This is a genomic window from Pirellulales bacterium (assembly GCA_035533075.1).
Taxonomy (GTDB): Bacteria; Planctomycetota; Planctomycetia; order Pirellulales; family JAICIG01; genus DASSFG01.
The window spans coordinates 1-5,483 of the sequence record DATLUO010000036.1 but is presented as its reverse complement, the minus strand read 5'-3'; the positions used below and the strand labels follow the sequence as shown (position 1 = coordinate 5,483).

General features: G+C 64.8%; 3 protein-coding genes. 2 read left to right on the top strand and 1 reads right to left on the bottom strand.

Annotation, left to right across the window (positions count from 1 at the left end):
• Positions 1-184: 184 nt before the first annotated feature.
• A complete protein-coding gene (locus VNH11_04045) occupies positions 185-1,324 on the bottom strand; it encodes a WD40 repeat domain-containing protein (protein ID HVA45536.1) in 1,140 nt (379 codons plus the stop codon).
• Positions 1,325-1,606: 282 nt separating this feature from the next.
• Here VNH11_04045 and VNH11_04040 point away from each other — a divergent pair, with 282 nt between their 5' ends.
• Both VNH11_04040 and VNH11_04035 read left to right on the top strand, forming a co-directional pair.
• The gene (locus VNH11_04040) at positions 1,607-5,107 is read left to right on the top strand and encodes an aminotransferase class I/II-fold pyridoxal phosphate-dependent enzyme (GenBank protein HVA45535.1); all 3,501 of its coding nucleotides are present in this window, start codon (positions 1,607-1,609) and stop codon (positions 5,105-5,107) included.
• A 7-nt stretch (positions 5,108-5,114) separates the two neighbouring features.
• Positions 5,115-5,318, top strand: a complete 204-nt coding sequence (locus VNH11_04035) for a hypothetical protein (protein ID HVA45534.1) — start codon at positions 5,115-5,117, stop codon at positions 5,316-5,318.
• The last annotated feature ends 165 nt before the right edge of the window (positions 5,319-5,483 follow it).

The window sequence follows — 5,483 nt, the reverse complement described above, 5'->3', positions numbered from 1 at the left end:
TTGATCGACGGCGCAAACCTTCGTAGGGTGGGACCAGCGAGCTTGCGAGCGCCGGCCCACCATCGTCAGGCTTCAGGCTTCAGGCATCAGGCGTCAGGTCGTTTGCCCTGACGCCTGAAACCTGAGGCCTCAAATCGGTGGGCCGGCGCTCGCAAGCGGCTGGCCCCACCTTACGGCTCGCCGGCTAGCTTATTTGCCAAACGTTGGCAATGCCGTCGCGGCCGCCGCTGACGAGCAGCTTGCCGTCGCTGGAAAAGGCGACCGCCGACGCCGCTTGCCCGTGACCGCCAAACTCACGCACGCGGACGAACGCGGCGGCATCCCAGAGCGTGACGGCGGCGTCGGTCTCGCCGTCGTGACCGGCCGTGGCCACCACCGAGCCGCGAGGCGAGACGGCCAGGGCTTCGCTGCCCGGAGCCTCGAAGGACGCCAGCACCTGGCACGTCGAAAGATCCCAGAGACGCACCTGCCCCTGGCCGAGCACGACCAGCCTGGCCCCGTCGGACAAAAACCCAACGCCGTAGTTGGCGGAATCCTCGTCGCTAAACAGCCGCAATTCCAAATGCCGTTCGCCCGTAATGACGTTCCAGAGCGTGGTCGGCCCCAGGCTGGTCCAGACGGAAGCCAGATAGCGGCCGCAGGGCGAGAACGCGATCCGTCCCTCGCCCGATCGCTGCACATCGATGGTCTTGGCCAGCCGCCCTTGTTTCGCATCCCAAATGCGCAGGGTCTGGTCGGCGGCGGCGCTGGCCAGCCAAGCGCCGTCGGGCGAGAAGGCGACGGCCGTCACCGCTGCCTGGTGACCGCGATACACCCGCTCGTGCGCGCCCATCACGGCATCCCATAATCCCCGCTCGACGTTCCAGACCGAGATCATGTGGTCATCGCTGGCCGTCACGAGCGAGCAACCGTCAGGCGAAAAGGCCAAGGCCGAAACACAATCGCGGTGCCAGTGCAACTCGGCGACCGGCAGGCCCGAGGCGACGTCCCAGACCAGCGTTTCGGCCAATTCGCTTTTGCCCACCCTGGCCGGCGACACGTCGGCGGCCGTCGCCACCAGACGACCATCGGGCGAAAAGGCCGCGGCGTGAATCGCACCGTTATGTCTGCGCAAAGTGGCCAAAGCCCCGTCCGACGGTTCAAGCTGCGGAATCGTGAAGCTGCGGCCGCACGCCGGACAGCGGCCCCGCTTTCCCGAAGCGTGAAAATCAAAGCGGAGCGCCTGCCCGCACTCGCACTGCCAGTGGCCGCGCCGGCCTTCGGCCGATGGCAAAGCGCGCCACGAATGAGCCGGCGCCGAGCCGGAAACCGAGTTGGTCGTCATGGAACGCTTGTTTCCTCCCGTCCAATTATTCTTACCATACCCGGCCAGCCGCGGTAAGAGTCTGTCCGAACAGGCGACCGCTGTCGAAAAAAGGGCAAATTGCAGAGCCTTTACGCACAGCCGGCCCCTTTGGCATCCGCCGCCCGGTTAGAACCGATAAAGTCAGTTGGCGAAGCGGGGCAAGGAACCGGGACGACGAGCCGGGGTTTGAAAGCCCCGTTTGGGCGTGGTAAGCTGTCGCAATTACTCAGTTTGCGAAACCTAGCGGGGTCCTGCGCGAAGATGGACGACGAACTGTTGCTCGGATCGTTTTTCGGTCCTCCGACCCTCGTCGACTTGTTGCAGCGTCGTGCGCGGCAGCAAGGCCCCAAACGTGCTTATACTTTCCTGCTCGACGGCGAGACCGACGAGGCCTCGATCAGCTATGCCGAGCTCGACCGGCAGGCGCGGGCCGTGGCGGCCTGGCTTCAATCGCGGGGGCTCGAAGGCGAGCGGGCATTGTTGCTGTTTCCGGCCGGTCTCGAATTCGTCGCGGCCTTTTTCGGCTGCCTGTATGCGGGCGTGGTGGCCGTGCCCGCCTATCCCCCGCGCATGAACCGGTCGCTCGATCGCATCCAAGTGATCGCCCAAAACGCCCGAGCGCAAGTGGCGCTGACCACGCAGTCGGTGCTCGATCGGGTCAGGCCGGTGTTGGGCCAAACGCCCGACCTGGAACGGCTGGCCTGGCTCGATGTGGAATCGGTGCCGGCACAGATCGAAGAGTCGTGGCGAAATCCGGGCTGTCGCAGCACGACGCTGGCCTTCCTGCAATACACGTCCGGCTCGACGGGCACGCCCAAGGGCGTGATGCTGAACCACGCCAATCTATTGCACAACTGCGCGCTGATCGGCCATGCGTTCGAGATGACCCGCTCCGTGAGCGGCGTCTTCTGGCTGCCGTCGTATCACGACATGGGCCTGGTGGGGGGCGTGCTTTGCCCGCTCTACCAGGGCGCGCCGAACGTCATCATGTCGCCCATGTCGTTTTTGCAGCGGCCCTACCGCTGGCTGCAAGCGATCTCGCGCTACCGAGCGACCGTCAGCGGCGGGCCGAATTTCGCCTACGACCTGTGCGTTCGCAAGATCACTCCCGAACAACGGGCCACGCTCGACCTCAGTTCTTGGGGCGTGGCCTTCAACGGCGCCGAGCCGGTGCGCTCGGACACGCTCGACCGTTTTGCCGAGATGTTCGAACCTTGCGGCTTTCGCCGTGAGGCGTTCTATCCCTGCTACGGTCTGGCGGAGGCCACGCTGATCGTGTCGGGCGGCTTGAAGGCCGAGCCGCCGGTGGTGCGGTCGTTCGACGCCAAGGCTCTCGAGAACCGCCTGATCGTCGACGTGCCCGAAGCCGATGAAGGCGCGCGGCGGCTGGTCGGCAGCGGGCAAGTGCTGACCGACGTCGAAATCGTGATTGCCGATCCCGAGGCGATGGTCCGTTGCGGCGAGGGGCAGGTGGGCGAGATCTGGGTCCGGGATCCCAGCGTGGCCCAAGGCTATTGGCACCGTCCGGAAGAAACCGAGCATGCCTTCCGCGCCTGCCTGCGCGACACGGGCGAAGGACCGTTTTTGCGGACCGGCGACCTCGGCTTTTTCCAGGACGGCGAGCTGTTTGTCGCCGGCCGCTTGAAAGACCTGATCATCATCCGCGGCCTGAACCACTACCCGAACGATATCGAACTGACGGTCGAAAAAAGCCATACCGCGGTCCGACCGGGCTCGGGCGCCGCGTTCACCATCGACGTCGACGACGAAGCGCGGCTGGTGATCGTCTATGAAGTCGAACGCCGGCAGCAGTCCGACCTGGAGGAGGTGTTTCTCGCCATCCGCCGCGATGTGGGCCGCGAGCATGAGTTGCTGGTCGACACGATTGTCTTGATCAAGCCCGGCAGCATTCCCAAAACGTCGAGCGGCAAGATTCAGCGCCACGCCTGCCGCAGTGCCTTCTTGCAAGGAACACTGGAAGCGGTTGAACGCTCGAGCGGCGTCACCGCGGAACCGGTGGCGGCGGCGGATGCCAACAGCGTGGATGGCTACCTCGCTTCTCGGACTGCGGCGAAGTCGCACGAGCCCGCGGACCGGCCCGTACCGGTCTCCGCCGAGCAACCGCAAGTCGGCCCGCCGAAAGAGCCGGCCGAGCCCGCTCGCGCCAAAGAGCGTGCCGCGGCGGAGCCCGCCGCGGTGAAAAAAGGTTTCATCTCAAAGTCGGTCGCCGAACAGGTTCTGGCCGAGGTGCAGAGGATCGCCAAGGAACGCGCTCGCGGCCTCTCGCTCGATTCGAGCATTGTCGAGCTGGGCCTCGATTCGCTGGAGCGAATGGAAATCCTCGCGTCGTTGGAAGAGCGCTTCGGCGGCCGCTTTCCCGAAGAGGTGCTGCCGCAATTGGAGACCTGCCGCGAAGTGGTCGAGGCGGTCGGGAAATACCTCGGCGGCGGCGAGACGCCGGCCGATAAGGTCGCCGACGATGGCATTCCGCCGGAGCACTACCGCTTCGACCGCTATCCCGAATATCTGCGGCTCAAGCAAAACCTGGAAATGCTGGAGCACTCGGGCGTCGGCAATCCGTATTTCAACGTCCACGAGCGCGTGACCAACGACACCACGATGATCGGCGGACGCGAGCTGATCAACTTTTCCAGCTACAACTACATCGGCATGTCGGGCGACCCGGTCGTGGCCAAGGCCGCCAAAGAGGCGATCGACCGGTTCGGCACCTCGGTATCGGCCAGCCGCGTGGTGTCGGGCGAGAAGACCATCCATCGCGAGTTGGAAACGGCCATTGCCGGGCTCGTCGGCGCCGAAGACGCCGTCGTCTACGTGGGCGGCCACTCGACCAACGAAACGACGATCGGCCATTTGTTTGGTCCCGGCGATTTGATCCTGCACGATGCCCTGGCGCACAACAGCATCATTCAGGGGTGCATCTTGTCCGGCGCGCGGCGACGGCCTTTCCCGCACAACGACTGGGCGACCGTCGACCAGTTGCTGCAGGATCTGCGGGGCGATTATCGCCGCGTGCTGATCGCCATCGAAGGCACCTATAGCATGGACGGCGACATTCCCAACCTGCCTCGCTTCATCGAGGTCAAGAAGCGCCACAAGGCGTTCTTGATGATCGACGAGGCGCATTCGGCCGGCGTGCTCGGCAAACACGGCCGCGGTATCGGTGAGTATTGGGACGTGAACCCGGCCGACGTCGATCTGTGGATGGGCACGCTGAGCAAGTCGTTCGGGAGTTGCGGGGGCTACATCGCCGGCTGCAAGGCAGTCGTCGAGTATCTGAAATACACGGCGCCGGGGTTCGTGTACAGCGTCGGCATTTCGCCCTCGAACGCGGCCGCCGCCTTGGCGTCGATCGAGCTGCTGCAGCGTGAGCCGCGGCGCGTGGCCCGCCTGCACGACCGCGCACGGCTGTTCCTTTCGCTGGCGCGGAAGCAGCGGCTCAACACCGGCATGAGCAAAGACACACCGATCATCCCGATCATCCTGGGCGATTCCATTCGCTGCCTGCAACTGTCGCAGGCACTGGGCCGCCGCGGCATCAACGTGCAGCCGATCGTCCATCCGGCGGTCGAAGAACGTGCGGCCCGGCTGCGGTTCTTCATCACTTCGCGCCACACCGAAGAGCAAATCCGCTATACCGTGGCAACGCTGGCCGAGGAACTGGCCGGCCTGAACTCGGCCTATCTTCCCAGCCCGAACGGCAACGGCGTTCCCGCCGCGCCGCTGCACCCGGCACAGCGCTAGCAGTGGCGTGAGGATCGTCTACCGGCTATTCCGGTTCTTCGACTTCGCGACGTCGCAGCCGGCCTATGCCTTGTTTGAGGCCACGCACGGGATGGTGCTGAACCACACGCGCGTACCGCGGGGCCGTGCCGATTCCGAAGGGCCGGGCGAAAAGCGGCGGGTTGCCAAACCCGACAAGACCAAACCGTCGGCGAACGGATGGCTTGCCTGAGCGCGCTTGCGGGTCCACAATAGCCTAGCCCGGATTATTCATGGCCGCGGGAATAAATATGCCTCCGGGAGGCTCTAAGGTATTGAGTACCGTCACCTTAAGGCCGCGCACGGAGGCATGTAGTGGATCAGCAGTCTGTCTTCCAGGTTACCCTCAATTTTTTCG